This is a genomic window from Holdemania filiformis DSM 12042 (assembly GCF_000157995.1).
Taxonomy (GTDB): domain Bacteria; phylum Bacillota_I; class Bacilli_A; order Erysipelotrichales; family Erysipelotrichaceae; genus Holdemania; species Holdemania filiformis.
The window spans coordinates 73,395-93,082 of record NZ_GG657562.1 but is presented as its reverse complement, the minus strand read 5'-3'; the positions used below and the strand labels follow the sequence as shown (position 1 = coordinate 93,082).

At 45.3% G+C, this 19,688-nt stretch carries 17 protein-coding genes and 1 CRISPR repeat array; of the genes, 15 read left to right on the top strand and 2 right to left on the bottom strand.

Features of this window, described 5'->3' with window-relative positions:
* From cas8c to HOLDEFILI_RS16285, 10 genes are all read left to right on the top strand, one after another.
* Positions 1 to 1,887 (top strand): type I-C CRISPR-associated protein Cas8c/Csd1 (gene cas8c, locus HOLDEFILI_RS16330; RefSeq protein ID WP_006060986.1); only part of this gene is annotated, 1,887 nt, incomplete at its 5' end.
* Positions 1,888 to 1,891: 4 nt separating this feature from the next.
* Entirely contained in the window at positions 1,892 to 2,749 is an 858-nt protein-coding gene (gene cas7c / locus HOLDEFILI_RS16325; protein WP_006060985.1) for a type I-C CRISPR-associated protein Cas7/Csd2, read from the top strand.
* Positions 2,739 to 3,401 (top strand): CRISPR-associated protein Cas4, encoded by a 663-nt coding sequence (cas4, locus tag HOLDEFILI_RS16320; protein WP_006060984.1) that lies wholly within the window; start codon positions 2,739 to 2,741, stop codon positions 3,399 to 3,401. Before cas7c ends, cas4 begins: the two co-directional genes overlap by 11 nt.
* Positions 3,398 to 4,429: a type I-C CRISPR-associated endonuclease Cas1c gene (gene cas1c / locus HOLDEFILI_RS16315; RefSeq protein ID WP_006060983.1), complete on the top strand. Its 1,032-nt coding sequence runs from the start codon at positions 3,398 to 3,400 to the stop codon at positions 4,427 to 4,429. The genes cas4 and cas1c overlap by 4 nt, the downstream gene beginning before the upstream one ends.
* A gap of 9 nt (positions 4,430 to 4,438) precedes the next feature.
* On the top strand, positions 4,439 to 4,729 hold the full coding sequence (gene cas2, locus HOLDEFILI_RS16310) for a CRISPR-associated endonuclease Cas2 (RefSeq protein WP_006060982.1): 291 nt from the start codon (positions 4,439 to 4,441) through the stop codon (positions 4,727 to 4,729).
* A gap of 157 nt (positions 4,730 to 4,886) precedes the next feature.
* Positions 4,887 to 5,889: direct repeats of the CRISPR family, unit length 35 nt; unit sequence GTCGCATCGTTTGCGTACGATGCGTGGATTGAAAT.
* A gap of 308 nt (positions 5,890 to 6,197) precedes the next feature.
* On the top strand, positions 6,198 to 6,821 hold the full coding sequence (locus HOLDEFILI_RS16305) for a GntR family transcriptional regulator (RefSeq protein ID WP_006060981.1): 624 nt from the start codon (positions 6,198 to 6,200) through the stop codon (positions 6,819 to 6,821).
* 159 nt (positions 6,822 to 6,980) lie between these two features.
* Positions 6,981 to 8,108 (top strand): ABC transporter ATP-binding protein, encoded by a 1,128-nt coding sequence (locus HOLDEFILI_RS16300; RefSeq protein WP_006060980.1) that lies wholly within the window; start codon positions 6,981 to 6,983, stop codon positions 8,106 to 8,108.
* Complete coding sequence (locus HOLDEFILI_RS16295) at positions 8,105 to 8,743, top strand: ABC transporter permease (RefSeq protein WP_006060979.1); 639 nt, start codon at positions 8,105 to 8,107, stop codon at positions 8,741 to 8,743. The genes HOLDEFILI_RS16300 and HOLDEFILI_RS16295 overlap by 4 nt, the downstream gene beginning before the upstream one ends.
* Positions 8,740 to 9,333: an ABC transporter permease gene (locus HOLDEFILI_RS16290; protein ID WP_006060978.1), complete on the top strand. Its 594-nt coding sequence runs from the start codon at positions 8,740 to 8,742 to the stop codon at positions 9,331 to 9,333. Before HOLDEFILI_RS16295 ends, HOLDEFILI_RS16290 begins: the two co-directional genes overlap by 4 nt.
* Positions 9,334 to 9,350: 17 nt before the next feature.
* A complete protein-coding gene (locus HOLDEFILI_RS16285) occupies positions 9,351 to 10,256 on the top strand; it encodes a glycine betaine ABC transporter substrate-binding protein (RefSeq protein ID WP_167317158.1) in 906 nt (301 codons plus the stop codon).
* A 221-nt stretch (positions 10,257 to 10,477) separates the two neighbouring features.
* Here HOLDEFILI_RS16285 and HOLDEFILI_RS16280 read toward each other — a convergent pair whose 3' ends face one another.
* Positions 10,478 to 12,052, bottom strand: a complete 1,575-nt coding sequence (locus tag HOLDEFILI_RS16280) for an ATP-binding cassette domain-containing protein (RefSeq protein ID WP_006060975.1) — start codon at positions 12,050 to 12,052, stop codon at positions 10,478 to 10,480.
* Between the two features lie 629 nt (positions 12,053 to 12,681).
* On the opposite strand from HOLDEFILI_RS16280, the gene HOLDEFILI_RS16275 reads away from it, so the two are divergent.
* The 5 genes from HOLDEFILI_RS16275 to HOLDEFILI_RS16255 all read left to right on the top strand — a co-directional run bounded on the left by HOLDEFILI_RS16275 (position 12,682) and on the right by HOLDEFILI_RS16255 (position 17,349).
* Entirely contained in the window at positions 12,682 to 13,707 is a 1,026-nt protein-coding gene (locus HOLDEFILI_RS16275; protein ID WP_039865332.1) for a zinc-dependent alcohol dehydrogenase, read from the top strand.
* A gap of 85 nt (positions 13,708 to 13,792) precedes the next feature.
* Complete coding sequence (locus HOLDEFILI_RS16270) at positions 13,793 to 14,329, top strand: D-glycero-alpha-D-manno-heptose-1,7-bisphosphate 7-phosphatase (RefSeq protein ID WP_006060972.1); 537 nt, start codon at positions 13,793 to 13,795, stop codon at positions 14,327 to 14,329.
* Entirely contained in the window at positions 14,316 to 15,401 is a 1,086-nt protein-coding gene (locus HOLDEFILI_RS16265) for an aminoglycoside phosphotransferase/kinase family protein (protein ID WP_006060971.1), read from the top strand. The genes HOLDEFILI_RS16270 and HOLDEFILI_RS16265 overlap by 14 nt, the downstream gene beginning before the upstream one ends.
* A gap of 171 nt (positions 15,402 to 15,572) precedes the next feature.
* Positions 15,573 to 16,874: a M23 family metallopeptidase gene (locus HOLDEFILI_RS16260; protein WP_006060970.1), complete on the top strand. Its 1,302-nt coding sequence runs from the start codon at positions 15,573 to 15,575 to the stop codon at positions 16,872 to 16,874.
* Between the two features lie 106 nt (positions 16,875 to 16,980).
* Positions 16,981 to 17,349, top strand: coding sequence for a hypothetical protein (locus tag HOLDEFILI_RS16255; protein WP_156788971.1), 369 nt, complete (start codon positions 16,981 to 16,983; stop codon positions 17,347 to 17,349).
* A 391-nt stretch (positions 17,350 to 17,740) separates the two neighbouring features.
* Here the strand turns inward: HOLDEFILI_RS16255 and HOLDEFILI_RS18605 are convergent, their stop codons facing one another.
* Positions 17,741 to 19,303 carry an ABC transporter substrate-binding protein gene (locus HOLDEFILI_RS18605; RefSeq protein WP_006060967.1) on the bottom strand — a complete coding sequence of 521 codons (1,563 nt, stop codon included), beginning with the start codon at positions 19,301 to 19,303 and terminating at the stop codon, positions 17,741 to 17,743.
* Positions 19,304 to 19,688 lie beyond the last annotated feature (385 nt).

Sequence of the window (19,688 nt, the reverse complement as noted above, 5' to 3'; positions counted from 1 at the left end):
ACAAGTGATATGGGATGGATACAAAACTTGTGTTTGGTTTATGATCAAAATCTCGAAGAAATAAAGGCAGAAACAAAAGGACTCTTACCGATCGGGTACATAGAGCAAGCAGCTCAGTTAGAAGTATGGATTGATCAAGGCTGTTTTGAATATGCGAGGGTTTTGCCTAAATCTGAATCCATGACACGAATCCCCTGTACTATCGAATCTTCCAGCCGGGCTGGTAAAAATCCGGCGCCTCATCCGTTATTTGATAAACTTAAATATATTGCGAAGGATTTTGATCAATATTCAGAAGAAGGCGGAAGTTATTCTCAGTATCGCTTATTTTTGGAAGCTTGGTGTAAATCCTCTTATGCGTATCCATTAGTGCGGGAATTATTTGAATACTTAGAAGCGGGGACTTTGATTCAGGATTTAGTTGAAGAAAAAATACTAGTCCTTGACGAACAAGGAAAACTAATTGAAAAATGGAAAGGTTTAGAAAACAAACCAGCGATTTTTCAAATGGTTACGGGAACTCAAGCCGATGCTTTTGTCAGATTTGTTGTCGATGGCGTTCAATTGTGGAAAGATCCCAATTTAGTGGAATCCTTTACTCATTTTTATCAAGATCAATTGAGGAATAAAGAAAGAATTGATTTAGACTTAATCACAGGTCAACAGATGCCTGTAACTATGAGAATTCCATCAAAAGTTAGAAATTCAGCGGATATGAGTAAATTGATTTCATCCAATGATTCTCAAGGTTTTACATATCGCGGTCGGTTTGTAAATCCAGAAGAATCGATGAGTATGGGGTACGAATCTTCCCAGAAGGCAATTAATGCACTAAAATGGTTAATTAATAAACAAGGCCGCACTTTTGGAGAAGCAGTGTTTGTCAGCTGGGGGAGTAATATTACAAGTCTGATCGAGTTTAATGAAAGTGCTGACTTATTTGATCTTGATGAAAATCTGCCGGAGTTTCAGTTTGATACTTATGAAAAATTTTCTAAAGCTTTAAATCAAGCTATGAAAGGATATCTGTCAAAACCCTTAATTGCGAATGAAGAAGTTATGACCCTGGGCTTAGAAGCTGCAACACCGGGACGACTTTCGATCATTTATTATCAACAAACCAGCAGTTCTCAGCTATTTAGAAATGTTCTGTTTTGGCATAAGACAATAAGTTGGTATAAAACCCTATTTTACAAACATGCAGAAACAGGAAAGACGATTTCATATCAAACCATAGGATCTCCGGATATGAATAAAATCATTAAGACATTATATGGTGAATCAGTCAATCCTAAATTACTTGCATCTTCAGCAAAAAGACTGGTTAAATGTATTCAGGAAGGTCAGCCATTACCGCGGGATTTCATGCAGAAAGCGGTCGTTAAAGCTTTAAATCCCTATGGGAAAAGCGCAGATGAATACAATCAGATTTTAGAAGTCTGCTGCGCGGTGATCCGGAAATATTACATTGATGAAGCCAGAATAAATGGAAAAGAGGAGGAAATGCCTGTGAGAACAGATTTGGAATGCAAAGATATCAGTTATCTTTGTGGCCGCGCTTTGGCAGTAATGAATTTTATTGAAGACAAAGCAAAACCAGAGAATGAAAAGAAACGTGAAACGAATGCTATGCGGTATATGGGCCAATTTTCACGTTATCCACAATCCACATTGATTAGTTTGCAAAGTAAACTTCAGCCCTATTTATTAAGATTAAAAACAGATTATTATGAATATCTTTTGAGTGATATTCTTTCTCAGATTGACCCAAAACAATTTGAAGACGCACCTTTATCAGGTAAATTTGTTTTAGGTTTTCATGCTCAACTTCATGATTTAAAGTACGGCTATAAAAAAGATCAAGCTAAGGCTGAAAAGGAGGATTAAGTGTATGAGTTTAACGAACAAGATTGATTTTGCGGTTGTTTTTTCAGTAAAGAATGCCAATCCGAACGGAGATCCACTAAATGGTAATCGTCCGCGGACGACGATGGATGGTCGTGGAGAAATCAGTGATGTTTGCTTGAAACGAAAAATCAGAAATCGGTTGATGGATCTTGGTGAAAATGTTTTTGTTCAAAGTGATGATAAGAACTTAGATTCCTATCGAAGCTTGAAGGATCGGGCGGATGCTTGCGCGGCGTTTAAAAATGAAAAAGATAAAGAGAAAGCAGCTGCTGCAGCTTGTAAAGTGTGGTTTGATGTGAGAGCTTTTGGCCAGGTTTTCGCTTTTAAAAACACAGGTGGAGCTAAAGGTGAAGGAGTTTCAATCGGTGTAAGAGGTCCAGTTTCAATTCATCCAGCGATCAGCGTTGATCCGATATTTGTAAATGAGATGCAGATTACTAAGAGTGTGAATAGTGTTACCGGTGATAAAAAATCTTCGGATACGATGGGAACAAAGAATACGGTAGACTTTGGAATTTATGTGACTTATGGAAGTATTAATTGTCAGCTGGCGGAGAAAACTGGACTTAGTGAGAAGGATGCTGAGCAAATTAAACAATGCCTGATTACGTTGTTTGAAAATGATTGTTCTTCGGCACGTCCTGACGGCAGCATGGAAGTTCTGGAAGTAATCTGGTGGAAACATAATTGTCCATCAGGGCAGTATTCTTCAGCAAAGGTTCATCGTAGTTTAGAAGTACGAAGAAAAGAGAATGTGGAAATTGGCAATAAAATTGAAGATTATGAAATTATTGTTCATGACCTTGAAGGACTGACTCCGGAAATTATCAGTGAATTATAACGAAGATCAATATTTAAATTTAGCTGGCATCCAGCATTTCAACTTTTGCCCTCGGCAATGGGCTTTGATTCATGTCGAACAGCTTTGGGAGGACAATTCACTTACTATTTTAGGTCAAATTGTTCATGAAAAAGCACATGATGAAACACAGCTTGAAAAAAGAGGAAAAGTAATTATCACTCGGAATTTGCCTGTTTATTCAAAGATATTGGGAATAAATGGGTATTGTGATGTGGTGGAATTCCATCAGGATGAAGATGGGGTTCCACTCATTCACTTTGATGGAAAGTATAAACCTATTCCTGTGGAATACAAAAAGGGACATAGTAAAACAATTGACGCTGATCGGCTGCAGCTCTGCGCTCAAGCTATGTGTCTTGAAGAAATGTTGGTTTGCGAGGTTAATATTGGTTATTTATATTATGATGAAACGAGAAGAAGGGAAGAGGTCAGTTTATCTCAGGAATTACGCGATCAGGTAAAAACAGATTACAATATGATGCATCAGTATTTATCCAAAGGATTAACGCCAAAAGTAAGGAAAAGTAAAAAATGTCAATCTTGTTCTTTGAAAGAAATTTGTTTGCCAGGATTGACTGTGGAATCTGCGAAAGCTTATATAACAAGAAAACTGCATGAGGAAGAAGTATGAGAAAAATTGGAAATACGTTATATATAACGCTACCGGATGTTTATCTTTCTTTAGATGGTGAAAATGTTGTTATTTTGAATCAGCAAAAAGTGATAAAACGAATTCCATTACATAATTTAAGCAGCATTGTTATGTTTAATTACCAGGGAATCAGTCCGGCATTAATGGGAAAATGTATGTCACAGAATATAACGCTCAGTTTTCTTTCGCCTGCAGGCTATTTTTTAGGCCGTGTCGTTGGAGAATATCAAGGTAATGTTTTACTTAGAAAAAAGCAAATACTTGTTTCAGAGAATAATCAGCAAAGTCTATTGATCGCGAAGAATATGATTTTAGCCAAAGTTTATAACAGTAAATGGATTCTTGAACGTGCTATTCGGGATTATCCGCTGCGAATTGATATTGAGAAAATGCGAGTCATTTTCAAAAAATTGAGTGAAATACTCAATTCGATTGAGAAGGTGCAGAGTCATGACGAACTGCGTGGTCTTGAAGGTACGGCAGCGAAATTGTATTTTAGCAGTTTTGATGATTTGATTTTGCGTCAGAAAGAAGACTTTGTTTTTACTACAAGAACCCGGCGGCCTCCTTTAAATAAGGTGAATGCCCTGCTTTCTTTTGTTTATACATTGTTGTCTCATGACTGTGCCTCGGCGTTGGAAAGTGTGGGGTTAGATTGTTATATTGGTTTCTTTCATGTTGATCGTCCCGGTCGAATGTCGTTGGCTTTGGATTTGATGGAAGAATTCCGTCCTTGTCTAGCAGATCGTTTTGTTTTGTCATTAATTAATCGTAAAGAGATAGATAGCTGTGATTTCTTTGATTATGAGAATGGCGCTGTTTATTTAAATGATGATGGAAGAAAAAAAGTAATCCAAGCCTGGCAGCTTAAGAAAAATGAAGAATTAACACATCCCTATTTGTCAGAAAAAATGAATTGGGGATTAGCTCCTTATCTGCAAGCTCAATTGTTATCGCGTTACTTAAGGGGAGATTTAGATGCTTATCCGCCATTTATGTGGAAGTAGAGGCAGTTTATGTTGGTTTTAATTACTTATGATGTGAATACGGAGACGAAAGCGGGGCGGACGCGTCTGCGGAAAGTTGCTAAACAGTGTATTAATTATGGTCAGCGAGTCCAAAACTCAGTTTTTGAATGTTCTTTGGATAATGCAAAATTAATTGAAGTACAGCATTTGTTGGAGGGCTTGATTGATAAAAATGTTGATAGTTTGAGATTTTATATTCTCGGTAATAAATATAAAAATAAAGTAATTCACATAGGGGCAAAGCCAAGCTTTGATGTCAATGATCCACTTATCATTTGAATAATAGTTTAGTGCGAACCTGAAGTAAACATGAAATGCCTGGAGTGTTCGCACTTAAAATCAGGCTAAGTTTAATGAAATATCACAAGTTAGATTAATTGAGTTAATTTAGTTCTTAAATAAGAAACTATATCCTATATTTTGTTTCTTATTTGCGGTCGCATCGTTTGCGTACGATGCGTGGATTGAAATATCACTGTCAAGAGATTCAGCCAAAAGCTCAATAGTCGCATCGTTTGCGTACGATGCGTGGATTGAAATAGGTACTTGCCGGCGGAAGTATGAAACTCAATATCCGTCGCATCGTTTGCGTACGATGCGTGGATTGAAATTGAGCTCCAGGCGGCCATCCTGGCCACACAAAAGTCGCATCGTTTGCGTACGATGCGTGGATTGAAATAAAGATGGTGATCAATGCTCTGATATTACAGGTGGGTCGCATCGTTTGCGTACGATGCGTGGATTGAAATGCTGAGCTTAAACGGCCACAGGGTGGTAAGGTGAGTCGCATCGTTTGCGTACGATGCGTGGATTGAAATGCCCCCATCCGTCCCGACACCCAACCCATCAAACGTCGCATCGTTTGCGTACGATGCGTGGATTGAAATTTAAGCTAGCAATCAGCCCGCTTAGTCCTGGCTCGTCGCATCGTTTGCGTACGATGCGTGGATTGAAATGGCGCCGTAAAATATTACATTCTTCTGGTATGAGGTCGCATCGTTTGCGTACGATGCGTGGATTGAAATGCCCTCGGAATACAATTTTTTGAACGTATAAATCCGTCGCATCGTTTGCGTACGATGCGTGGATTGAAATAACGCGAAAACTTTGGGTTAAGAAAACAAGTTGAGTCGCATCGTTTGCGTACGATGCGTGGATTGAAATTAATACTCCGGTGACCGCTACTGATGGTAAATATGTCGCATCGTTTGCGTACGATGCGTGGATTGAAATTTTCTCGCCGCATAATAATATCGTTTGCCAAGATGTCGCATCGTTTGCGTACGATGCGTGGATTGAAATTTCTCCTTCATCTCGCGATCTTTTTATCTCTTTGTCGCATTGTTTGCGTACGATGCGTGGATTGAAATCCACTTTTGGTGTCGAGACAGGTTTCTTTTCATAGTCGCATCGTTTGCGTACGATACGTAGATAGAAATTTCAGAATACAGGGTGCTACTGTTAGATCTATTCAAGTCAAATTGTCAGCACTCACTGTAGGGAACATAACTAAATAAGTGATACCATTTATAAATGTAATGTTGATCAAATCTCGAAGTATACAGGAAGTATGAAACAAATATCTATGAGGTAGAATCTATTGAATATTAAAGATATGATGCGAACCCCCGGATGGCATTTTAAGACTGAATAAACACAGACATCTCCGATCCATTTAGGAATTCCTTGGAAATAGACTCTGATAATTAGTAAACTGTGGTATACTAAAGAAAAAGGAGTGATCCCGATGCAAGCCAAGAATGCCCCGCGCTATCAACAAATCGCAGCGGATATCGCTGCTAAAATTGCCGGCGGCGAATATAAAATAGGAGATAAAATTTTTGCCCGTTCCTCCCTGGCTTCACAATACCACGTTTCCAGTGAAACAGCGCGCCGCGCTATTTGCGTTCTTTGCGATATGAAAATTGTGGAATCAATACAAGGCGTAGGCGTGGTGATTCAATCGCCGGAGAACGCCGTAATGTATGTCCGTCAATTTGATGAAGAATATACGATATCCGCGATGAAGGAAGGTTTAATCGAAGCGCTTAACGAACAAAATCAAAGAAATAATGAAATTAAAAACCAATTAGAAAGCTTGCTGGATACAGTAACACGTTTCAAAGCGTTGAATCCTTTCATTCCCTATCAAATTGAATTGACCGAAACCATGAATCATATCGGGAAAAATCTCTCTGAAATTAATTTCTGGCATAACACGTTGGCGACAGTCATCGCGATCCGGCATCAGGAAGAACTGGCTCTTTCTCCAGGGCCTTATGCTCGATTACATGTGGGGGATATCATTTATTTTATTGGCCAGGAAGACTGTATTATCCGGGTCGAACAGTTCTTCAGCGGAAATCATTAGTTCTCAAATCGTTCAATAACGGACGATTTTTTTCTTTCTTTTCTTGAAATAAAAGTGAAAATTAAATGAAAGGGATTTCAAGAGGAATTGATAAAGTGACAACCTTATGATAAAATAAAGTTGTCACATAAGTTGAGAAAGAAATGAGGAGGGATAAAGATGATTGAGATAAAGAATATCGTAAAACAATATAATGGCGTACCTGTAATCAATAACTTGAATTTGACGGTTAACGATGGAGAATTCGTCGTTTTAATCGGACCTTCAGGCTGCGGAAAGACAACAACTCTGAAAATGATCAACCGATTAATCGAAGCAGATTCTGGGGATATTCTGATCAATGGAAAAAGCATACATGAACTGAACGGCGAAAAGCTGCGGCGGAATATCGGATATGTCATTCAACAAATCGGTTTGTTTCCCAACATGACCGTAGAAGAAAATATTTGCGTTGTTCCTAAACTGCTGAAATGGTCAAAAGAGGAGATGAGCCAGCGGACCCACGAATTGCTTGAGCTGGTGCACATGCCCTATGAAGAAAATGCCAAGAAATATCCCAATGAGCTCAGCGGGGGTCAGCAGCAGCGAATCGGCGTACTTCGGGCTCTTGCGGCAAAACCGCCGGTAATCCTGATGGATGAACCGTTTGGCGCCTTGGATCCGATCACCCGCGATACGCTGCAGGATGAAGTTAAAGCGCTGCAGAAAAGTTTGGGCATCACAATTATCTTTGTTACTCACGATATGGATGAAGCGATTAAAATGGGCGACCGGATCATTTTCATGGATAAAGGCGTGATCCAGCAGGATGCCGCTCCTGAAGAAATGCTGCGGCACCCGGCCAATGAAATCGTCCGGAATTTCATGGGCAAACACAGCGCGGCTTACCGCAGCCAGGGAGAAGATATGACCTGTGAAAGCCTGATGAAAAAGCGCGTCTACACGACAACCGAAAACCGCAAGACATTGGAATGTATTGAAATGATGAGCCACCGCGAAGTTGATTCTCTTGTCATTACCGACGAATCCCATCACTTCAAAGGCGTCGTCACGATTGACATGCTGAAAAGCGAAGGCGTCGCCGGCGAATCTGTCGGCAAGGTTATGCGTACGGACTATCCGACAGTTCATCTGCAGGATGAAGCCCACAAGGCCTTTGACTGGCTGACAAAAACCAATTTGCCATATGTTCTGGTCGTCGATAATGAAAATGTAGTGAAAGGCATCATCACCAAGACGAGCATGTCAAAAGCGCTGGCGAGCGTAGTTTGGGGTGATCAGGGATGATGGAATGGGCGAACCGGTATGGCGCGGATCTCATTCAAGCCATAATCACACACCTCTATTACGTTTTGATTCCGGTTGCGCTCGGCTTTGTGATTGCCGTGATTCTCGGCGTCCTGCTGAGCCGGGTTCCTAAGATTTCAGGTTATATTCTGCCAGTCCTGTCCGTATTCCAGACGATCCCGGGAATTGTCTTCGTCGGTATTTTGTTCCTTTATGTAGGGATGGTACCGGCGACGGTCTTGATCGCGCTGACAATTTACGCGGTCTTTCCGATTCTGAAGAACACCTATGTCGGTCTGCTGAACGTCGATGAAAAAGTGAAAGAAGCCGCCCGCGGCTGCGGGATGTCGCCGCTGCAGATTTTGATCAAGATTGAATTGCCGCTGGCAATGCCGAATATTTTTGTCGGACTTCGGCTTTCGACGATTTATACTGTCAGCTGGGCGGTGCTGGCTGCGATGATCGGTTTGGGCGGCCTGGGTGATTTTATCTACCGGGGCGTGGGAACCAATAACAACATGCTGATTCTGACAGGCGCCATTCCGGCGGCGATCCTGGCGCTGAGTCTGGGCGCGCTGGTGGATTGGATTCAAAAACGGCTGACGCCGCGAGGGTTAGGAGGGAAGCGCGGATGAGTATAAATGTCATTGTGGATCATCTCAGCGTCGTTGTGGCGGCCATCTGCCTGACCTTGGTGTTTGGCCTGCCTTGCGGAATTCTGGCCTATTTTAACAAGACCTTCAAAGTCGTGATCTTTAAAATCACGGATGTGCTACAGACGATTCCGTCGTTGGCACTGTTAGGCATTATTATGATTTTCTTAGGCGGCAATAAGCTGACGGTCGTTGTCGGGTTGTTCCTCTATTCCCTGCTTCCGGTCGTTCGCAACACATATACCGGATTGTCCGGCATCGATCCGGCGGTGAAGGAAGCGGCCAAAGGGATGGGGATGGGCAAGCTGTATCAGCTGATTCATGTGGAATTGCCGATCGCCTTCCCGGTCATCTTTACCGGGATCCGCATCGCGGTGATCAATCAGATCAGCGCGGCAGTTTTCGGAACCTTTGTCGGCGGCGGCGGTCTAGGGACAGTGATCTACCGCGGCATGGCCAATATGAATATGAAACTGATTTTGTTCGGAACCGTTTCCCTGATGATCATGGCAGTCTTCTTCGACACGCTGATGGGCTTCATTGAGAAACGGCTTTATGCAAGAACCCGATAAGAAAGGAAGGGAAGATGATGAAAAAAGGACTAGCCTTATTGCTGACGCTCTGTCTGCTGCTGATCCCGGGCTGCAGTTCCAAAAAAGAAAATGTGATCAAGATTGTCGACGGCCGCGTTACGGAACAGAAGCTGGTGCATCGGATGATCAAAATGCTGGTGGAGGACCGTACGGATCTGACCGTCAGTATCGGTGAGGAGATGACCGCGGTTAACGCTTACAATGAAATGAAAAAACGGGTCTATGACGTGTATATGAGCTATGACGGCACGGTGCTGACGACATTCCTGCACCGGGATCCGTCGGAAGTGCCGGCCGGTTCCACCTTGTTTGATTATACGAATGGACTATTTCAGGAACAGGATAAACTTGTCATGGTGAATAAGCTGGGGCTGGACAATACCTATGCCGTCGCAGTTCCGAAAGAAATTCAATCCAAGTACAATCTAAAAACAATTACCGATCTGGTTGCCGTCGCTCCAGAATTGGTCTTCAGCGCAGAACATGAATTTTTTGACGATGAAGGCACGATGAAATTTGATCCGTTTACTACTTTTTACGGCCTGACGTTTAAAAACACGCGGCCGGTAGATCTGAGCCTCAAATATTCCACAATGGAAAGCGGCAATGCGGATGTTACCGTCGCGTATGCCACTGATGGCCGGAATAAAAAAGTTCAGCTGCAGATTCTGGAAGATGATCAGCATTTCTTCCCGGAATATAACGGCGTCATCATTGTGCAGGAAGACTTGTTTGAACGTGTAAAAGCGATTGCGCCGGATCTGGAAGCAACACTGCACTTGTTGGATAATATCTTTACGAACGAATCGATGACTGATTTAAGCTATCAGGTTGACATTGAAGAAAAGAACCTCGACGATGTCGCACGGCAGTTCCTTGTCGATCAAGGGTTATTAAAATAGCGGAGCTTGCGCGGGTCGCGAAGATGGATCGAAAACGACAGATAACTATTCCGGGATCATTAAAAGTTGCATTTACGAATGTATAATCCAATTTAACGCGAAGGAGTCAATTTGCTTCAGATTCAATCAGAAACGATGGATAACCAAGAAAAGCACGGATTTCAAGATGGCCTCCGGGTCACCGCGATTTCCGTGCTTTTTATGGACTTCATGCGCTTTAATCAGATAAATTGCCGCAGCTGAACAATCAAGGCGTCCCGCTGATCCTGCAATGCTGGATTCTCCGGTTGTTGGCGCAGCGCTTCTTCCAGAGAAATCAGCCGCATCTGCAGGATTGTTTTTTCCAAAGGCGGCTTCGAAGTTCGGGTTGTTGACCAATCCTCCACCGCCAGGGAGATCAGCTTTTGATTTTCAAAGCGCAGCAGCTGTGTGCAGGTTTGACGAATGAGAGCCGGATCATGCGAAATAAGAATCACACATTGTCCCGCTGTCTGAAGCAGCTGAGTCAGTGCCTGAACCGAGGGCAGATCGAGATAATGTGTCGGTTCGTCCAGAATTAACATGTTGCATGCCGAACAAAACAGGCAGACCAGGGCCAGCCGGACCCGCTCGCCGCTGCTGAGAACGGCCGCTTTTTTGTTTAAAGTATCCTGCGGAAATAACATCCGGCTTAAAACGGTGCGGATCACTTCTTCTTTCTGAGCACTGAGCCGCAGCGCGTTCTGCAGGATCGTTTCGTCAGGATTTAATAAATCCAGCTGTTGATCAAGCAGTCCGGGGCGCACGCCGGGCGCAAAGCGCAGTCCTTCCGCGCGGTCAGCGATCAACCGGGCAAGCGTAGATTTTCCGCAGCCGTTGGGACCGATGATGGCGGTCCGGGTGAAATTCAAGATTCGGAACGAAGCCTGATGAAGCAGCGGCCGGCCGGGGTAACCGCAGGAAAACATTTCGGCTTCTACGAGCACCTTCGCCTGCGGCGGCGGATTGATCAGAAGGTCAAGCTTCATCACCGGCAGGACCTTGGGTTTTTCCGCAGGCGGCAGCGAAGCGATACGAGCCTGCAGATGCGCGACGGTTTTTCGCATCGCTTTCTGTTTGCCATCGAAGGATTTCCTCGTCGCAATGAATCGCCGCAGGCGGAATTCCCGGCTGTTCATCCGTTTGGGCTTTCGATTTAACTTTGCGGCCTGGCGTTCTTTTTGTTCTGCGGCGCGCAGCAGCTGAGCTTTCTTCTTCGTTCTTTTTTCATATTCCCGCTGTTGCCGGCGGCGCTGGTTTTCCTTTTCCAGTAACCAATGGTCGAACGTCATCTCCCAAACGAGAATCTGATGATCGCGGATTTCTACGATCCGCGTACAGAACTGGCTCAGCAGCTGTTGATCATGACTGACCAGAATGAAACTATCCAGCGTTGCCAGCTGAGCTTCGAACGCCTGCCGGCTGGGTAAATCCAGATGGGTAGTCGGCTCATCCAGAAACGCCAGAGCGGCGGGACGTGTAAAAAAAGCTTGCAGCCGGGCCGCGGTTTGCTGGCCCTGACTCATCCGGGACAGGGAAGGCGTGATTTCCTCAGACAGCGGCTGCTGATGAAAGAAACGGATCGGTACAGGATTGATGATCACGCCCTGATCGGGTTCGCATTCCCGGGCCAAGAGCTTGAGCAACGTTGTTTTTCCGCAGCCATTTGCCCCGATCAACCCAATTTTATCGCCGGTATGAATCTCAAACTGATCGAGTTGGAATAGAATTTCGCCGCGAAAACGCTGGACGAGATGAGCGACTGAACAAAGCAACATAAGATTTCCTCCTTATTTTCAAAGGAGCGGACATCGTTGAAAAAACTTTCCCCTGATTCGATTTTTTCTCTTTCCAAGAATCGCCTGTAACGATGAAATCGGATCCCAATGAATTTTAAAAAGCAGCCTGATGAAAAATGCAGAAATGAAAGGAAGCGCCGTCCGATACACCGCGAATCATGTAAGCTTTGGCTTGTAGCTCATGATCCATGGATCAGAAGCGCGATTCAGACTTCTGTCCACACGGGAATTCTCCTAATATCAGAATGAAATCGATAAAAATGAATCGCACGGCCCCAAACAATAAAGCGTGGGTTCAGGCAAAACGAAAAATAGGAATCAAATTTATGAGAATGATCTGAAATTAAAGTGGGGATGCCCCGTAAAACTGGAACTGGAAGCGCATGAAAAAAGAATTCGATGGTCCGCTCAGGCATGGCGAAAACAGCCGGTGCCGAATGATTTGGTTTTCAGTGGACTATCGAATTCTCATGATGGTTTTTCCTTTTCCCTTTCGTTAATTTCATTATAAGAAGCAGGGAGATGAAAGTCAACGGACATTCGCTGCGAGATCGGCAGAGCGTTATGGTATAATAATTCCAGAAAGAGAAAGAATGGAGGGAGTTTTAATGCAGAGAAAATCAATCGTCCTGACGGGCAAGGCTCAGGCTGAATGCCAATGTGAGGATTTCCAGTTTGACGCTGCCGAACTTAAAACCAATGAAGCCGTTATTGAAACGTCAATGTCCTTAATCAGCGCGGGAACAGAGTTGTCGCGGGTCTATGCGATCAAACAGGGGTTCAGTTATCCGGTGTATCCGGGATATTCGGCGATCGGAACCGTTTTGGCGAAGGGGCAGGGCCTGACGTCGCTGAATGTTGGCGACCGGGTTTTCTATTCCGGTCCGCATGCTTCGATCAACCGCTTTTCCCATGTTGGAACGACGCAAGGTGACAAAATTATGAAGATCGACGATCGGCTGAGCGACAAACAGGCTTGTATCATTCCACTGGGATTGATTGCGATGAATGTGATCACGGCGTGCGAGGGAAAGTTGACCGATACCGCTGCGGTGTACGGATTGGGAACGATCGGTATTTTGACCGCACTGCTTCTGAAGCAGGCGGGACTTCGTGTTTTAGCGTTGGATCCGGTGGCTTCCCGATGTGAGGAAGCCCGCGCCTTGGGATTAGAGGAAGTGTTCAGCTGTTCCCCGCAGGAACAGGTCGAACAGATCAGGCAGCTGACGCAGGGACGAGGCAGCGATATCAGCGTGGACGCGAGCGGAATTTCCGGGGCGATCGTCAATGCCGTTCTCGGTTCGGCGAAGCATGGACAGGTGATTCTGTTAGGTTCGCCGCGGGCTTCCTATACCTGTGATATCACGCCGGTGCTCAATGCGATCCACATGAAAATGCTGAATGTCAAGGGAGCGTTCAATGAGCTGAATCCTTTCCCGGTAACTGATGGTTTGCGGCGGAATGTGCTGCGGGATTTTGAGACGGTTCAGCGGTTGATTTTAAACGGTGTTTTTGACGCGGAGAAGCTGATCAGCCATGTGATCAAACCGGATCAGATCATGGAAGCCTACCAGGGCTTAATGTTTGAGAAGGAAACATGGCATTGCGTCGCGATTGATTGGAAAGCGGATTGATTTTAACGCTGCGTTATAATTCAAGCCAGTTAGGAAGCAGTATTCAAGGTGAGCCTGAGAACAATCAAAGCGGATTGCGATCCTCGTGCAAAGAGGAGAGAAGCGTGAAATTAAGGGAAATGAAGGAATGAAAACAGCGTTTTTAGATCGTGACGGGACGATCAACCGGGACTACCCGGATGTGGAATGGAAAGGCAAAACGGAGCCGGAGCTGATCGACGGGGCAATGGAAGGGCTGCGCTTTTTACAGGATCAGGGATATGCTTTGATCATGATCACCAACCAATATCTGATTGACGAAGGAATCATCACATACGCCGATTATCAGAATTTCACCGACCGCTTAGTTTGGCGATTAGCGCAGCAGGGGATTCATCTGCAGGATATTTTCTTCTGCCCGCACCGCCGCGATGCCGGCTGCCGCTGCTGCAAGCCGAAACCGGGGATGATTGAACAGGCACTGGAAAAATATCCGGAGATCGATTTGAAACAGTCAATTTTAATCGGGGATTCAGCCGGAGACCGCGAGTTAGCCCGGTCGCTGGCGATTCCATTTTATGAAATTGCGGATGAAGGGCGGCATCCAAGGAAGAATTGGAAGGCAGTTTATGCGCTGGGCTGATGAAGCGCTGGATCAGGCGATCCAAGAACGGAGAGCCCGCTGGCTTTCTGCTTTTGCGATCCAAGCGCAACCGCTGCGGCAGGAGATTTTATTGGCGATCGATGAATGCGATCCGGCAGCCTGGAAGCAAAAACGCATCCTGCGGCTGAGCTGGGCAGAAGGAAAGACCCGAATTATGAAAATCACGCAGGAAGCGCAGGTGACTCCGGATCAGATTGAAGCTCGCTGCGGCTTCTGCGAAGCGCTTCGTCAAGGCGGCGTGCGGACAATCCGCTATCTAAGAACAAGATCCGGATATTGCCTTGAGGATGAGGGCTACTGCATTACGCTGGAGGAAGACGCCGGCCCGGCTTTGAAAAAAATCAGTCTGGCTCTCGCTGCGAAAATTGGTGCACTGACAGCGCAGATGCACAAAACAGCGCTGGCGATGGAGCTGCATCTGACCTATTCGACAATCTTTGAACCGATGGGACGGAATGAAGTCAATGCTCTGCCGCTGTTTTCACAATGGATTCAGCAGGGAAGGCTGGATCGCTGGACTAACCTTGTCCGGCAGATCATCCGGGAGAGAATCCGCGCGGAAGCGGCGCTGGATTTCGTGTGGGATTCACTGCCTCACGCTGCGTGTCAGGGCGATTTATCCCTTGGCAATCTGGGGTGTACGGCAGAGGGAGATTTAATTATATTTGATTATAATATTGCTGGGGAAGCGGTCTTGGTTTCCGATATGATTCTGGAGGGATTGTTGATCTGCCGCGAATATGAAGCGGAAGATCAAGCGTCGGCTGAAGCTTGCTTTCAAAGCTATGTCCGCGCTTATGGCAAGGTCAGGCCGCTGACGGAAAAGGAGCGCATTGCGGCGGAACTGCTTTATTCACTGAATTCGGCCTTCTGGTTTACCTGGATCACCTATCGTGAAACCTCGCTGGAAAAAGCGCTGGCGCAGAATGCGGCGGAGGCGGTCGAAAAGCATCTTCATCGGATTCTGGCAGAGCTCACAGCCAGGAACTTTTCAACCTTCTTGGAAGAATCAGAAAGAACTTCTGATAACGACAGAGAAAAACGCAGCTAGGAAAAAAGATCACTACGGGTCAAGGATCAAGCGGTGATCTTTTTTTTGGTCCACGGGAAACGCTTGACATTTCAGAACTACAAATGTAGACTTAAGATAAAAGATCAGATTGAATTCCTGATCAAAACCTGTTTGTTTTATGAATAATCAGGAAAGGTGGGGTGAGGAAGAATGGAATTCTGGACGCCTGGATTGATTGTCTGTCTTGTCTGTGCCGTTGTCGGTCTTGGACTCGGAGTGAAAGACCGAAAAAAACAGAACTGGAAAAAAGTGATTTTAGGCTTGCTGCCAGCGGCGCTGCTTTGCTTGATCGCAGCGTTCAGTCCGAAGGACAACCGGACGCTTGCCGAAAAGGAAGCGGATTTTTATCGCAGGAGCTATATCCATACTCTTTACTTTGCGGATATGCCTGAGCTTCAGCGTGCGACCTATGCGGTGAACGGCGATCAGCTGTTATTAACTTGTTATTTTGAAGGCGATCATCTGCGGCTGCTTTATGATCATTCACGGCATAAGATTTTATATCATCATGGCATGACCGAAGCCGATTGGGATGAAGCACTGTATCTGAATGCTGCGGAGCGTGCCTATCAGGTTTGGGAAAACGGCGCTCATTATATTGATCAATACAAAACCTTAGTCAAAAGTCTGCCGCCGGAGCGGATTCGTCGACATTCTTACTTTTCCGATCGGGAAGAACTGATTTATTTCTTTGATGACCAAGGTTTGTTGTGGGTAATGAGCGATCAAGAATCGCGGTTTCTGATCTATGATCCCAAACACGAAGAAACGATTTATTCAAAGTATTTTTATCCTGATAATTACCACAAGCACGCGGTGGAGTTGATGGTCAGGGATCTGAACGGGAATTTTCCGGATACCGGCTGTTTAATACTCACGGATCAAACGGTTTACTGCCTGAATAAGGAAGCGCCGCTGCCGCCGGGGATTTGTGCCGTCAGTCCGCTGCGTTCTCCCCAATACCTCGGAACCTTTGATAACGGGAAAAAGACGGGGATTGTCGTGATGGATGCAAACCATAGCTGGACGGATGTGACTTCCGTCGCGGCAGGAAGGGTGAGGCAAATTGAGAAGGACGTGCGCGGACTTTATCACATTGTGATCGATCATGCCGACGGTGCTTCCAGTTATTATGGATTGTTGGATCATTGTGAGGTTTGGGTTGGAGCAGAAGTCGCTGTCGGCGAATCGATCGGCAGCCTGTCTGCCGAAACATCGGCGCTCTGGTTTTCTTATGAAAATCCCAACCTGCCCTGCCTTAATGCGAAACAGGTCATAGCTCATCCCTTAAAGCTTGATTACGATTTGGATTCAAGACCGTCTCTCGAAGAATTTCAATTTACGATATCCGCGGCTAAGCAAGCAGCTTTGGAGGTCTTATTCGCTAAGACCGATGGGTTTTCCACAAAAAATCCAGTGTCGATTCAGTGGGAATTGGGGGAGGGCGCATGATCTTCAGGGACGTCAGGGCGATTTTCAATTTAAAATTGATGAGGAGGACTTAAAATCAGAGACAGTTTGGAAACAAGAGGGGTCCTCTATAAGGATTAACTGGAAGTTGAATGCTATCCGTTCAGGCAACCTAATGACTGGCGAAGCAGTGAAGGTTGATATCCAAAAAGAGGATTCGTATTCTTTTTATGGTAAAATTCCGATGATTAAGCAACAACCCCTGTCAGATCAGGATCGATTCTTTTTTGATCTCAGGATCAGTGAATCACAAAAACTTCTCAGAGGCAGTTTTAATGCGGTTGAGCAGACTTGTCATTGGGATTTAAGCGTCAATACCGGCGATTATTCCGAGGAACTCTTGGAAGCAGTCCGGTTGTTTCTCATCGATTCCGTCGAGGAATACAGGATTTATGAAAAAGATCTGTTGGATTTAATCAATCAGGCCAATCAGATTTTAACTTCCAGCGAGGAGTAAAAAAACAGGTTTTCCCCTGACCCATATGAACTGAGATCTGAAGAACTTGAGCGTTAAAATGAAATTCTGGGAAGAAAAGACAAGTATTTTTGAAGTTGTTTGCCGGATCTTGCTTACGTTACAAAAGCGATTAAAAGTCAGATTGTTCACATGAACATGTGCACGGCGTATTTCAGTAAAATATATAAAAAAAAATGGAAGAGTTTGTGTCTTCCATTTTCTATAAATCAGTACAAGGATTTCGCGATGTCTTCAGCTGTCCGCAATCCAGTCGCTTTGAATCGAGCGCCGGGGCCAGCAATGATTAATTTATCTGTCTGTTTGATCCTTTGCGGACGGACTTTTTACAAGACGGTGAAATCTTATACTTCAGAAATCAAGCTTTTAAAAGTTATTTGTTGATCTGCGTATATGTGAATTCACCGGAAGCTGCTTTATCCGGAACCTGTAACGGAACGCCGGATAAGTATTTCTTGATCGGCGTTTTTACGCCGTTGTCGAGCAGGATTGCCATCGGCATTTCTTCGCTCATAATTTTCTGAACTTCGCTGTAGTACGCTTTTCGTGTTTCGTGATCGGAAGTCTTCAGTGCTTCCTCCAGACATTCGTCCAAACGGGCATTGGAGAAGTTCATGAAGTTGTTGGAGCCGTGAGTGGAAACACGCCCGGCGATACCAGAAACGTCCGGTCCCTGGTAACCGGCGGACATGGTCATCTGATATTCCTTGTTTTGTTTGACCTTTTCGGTCCAGATCGCATAGTCCATCATATTGATCCGCATATCGATGCCGATCTCTTTCAGATTCTGCTGGATGATTTCCGCGATCTCCTTGTAGTTGCCATTTTCAAAAACAGAGAATTCCATTGAGAAATAGTAACCATCCGCATTCGCCGTATAACCGGCCTGTTCCAGCAGCTTGCGGGCCTGCTCAACGTTGTGTTCCGGCATGGTGTAGCGATCGTCGGCGAAATCCTCAGCCATCGGTGAAATGAAGGTTTCCGCTACGCCGCCTACGCCGTTGGCGACGCGGTCGTAGATCATCTGACGATCCACGCCCATGGCCACCGCCTTGCGAACTTCCGGCTTGCTGAAATGCTCGTCTTCAAAATTAAACGCCAGATACAGCCGGTTCATCGACAGCTGCAGATAAACCTCATAATCCGGATTGTCGTCGAAATCATTGGTGTTCGTCGACGGCACGCCGGTGCCTAAATAATCAACCTCATCCTGCAGAAACGCCTGGTACGCCGTCATTTCATCCGGGATGATCGAGAAGATGATTTTGTCAAGGATCGGCGTATCGCCCCAGTATTCGTCATTGCGTTCCAGCGTGATGCTGACGCCTTTTTTATGTTCGACAAACTTGAACGGACCGGTGCCGACCGGATGTTGATTGTATTCGTTGCGGGTCTGGTCTGTCCCTTCATAGAGATGCTTCGGCATGATGAAGGTGCCATACCAGGATAGCTTGGTGATGATGCTGACGTCGGTATCCTTCAAATTCATGACAACGGTGTTGTCATCCGGACATTCGATGGATTCCACGGTCGTGAAGTTATCGCTTTTCGCCCATTTTTCAGCCATCAGCGTATCATAGGTCCACTTGACGTCGGCGGAGGTAAACGGTTCGCCGTCATGCCATTTCACGCCATCATGCAGATGGAAGGTCAGCGTTTTGTCGTTGTTGGAAAACTCCCAGCTTTCCGCCAGATCCGGCAGGACGTTATCGTTGGGTCCCAGCTTGACCAGGCGGTTAAAAACATTCTGATTGATGATATAGGCGAAATCGTCCGTCTTTAAATCCGGATGATAGGTCGCTGGATCACCGGCTAAGCTGAAGACGAAAACCTGTTCGTTTTCTTCGTCAGAAGGGGTGTTTGTCTGAGTCTGGCAGCCGCTGATCAGCAGTGCTGTGCTCAGCAGGAGGGACAGAAATAAAAAAACTTTTCGCATTGTAAAATCTCCTCTTCTTCATTCCTTAAGTCCAGTGTAAGCGCTGGCTTAGAAAAAAGCAATCTTTTCTCTTGCCCGTTCTGTCGGGCGGCAGAACAACTTAGGGAGCAATGAGGATATAAAATGTCGGAAAATGAACAAATAAGCCAGAAAAGGTGAAATCAATGCCGGAAGCGGACAAAAAAAGCCCGCGGCAAGGCGGACTGTTTTTATGCGTTTTCGTACTTTTCCTGCAACTGATCCCAGAACGGAAAGGTCAGACCCAGCTCCTGCTCCAGCGCATGCAGGCGGGGGATTTCCCGCCGGATCAGCATTTTATAGTTGAACACATGATCCAAGACGTCCGCGTCTTTCAGCACTTCATCGAGCGGCGTCTGGATGTGTT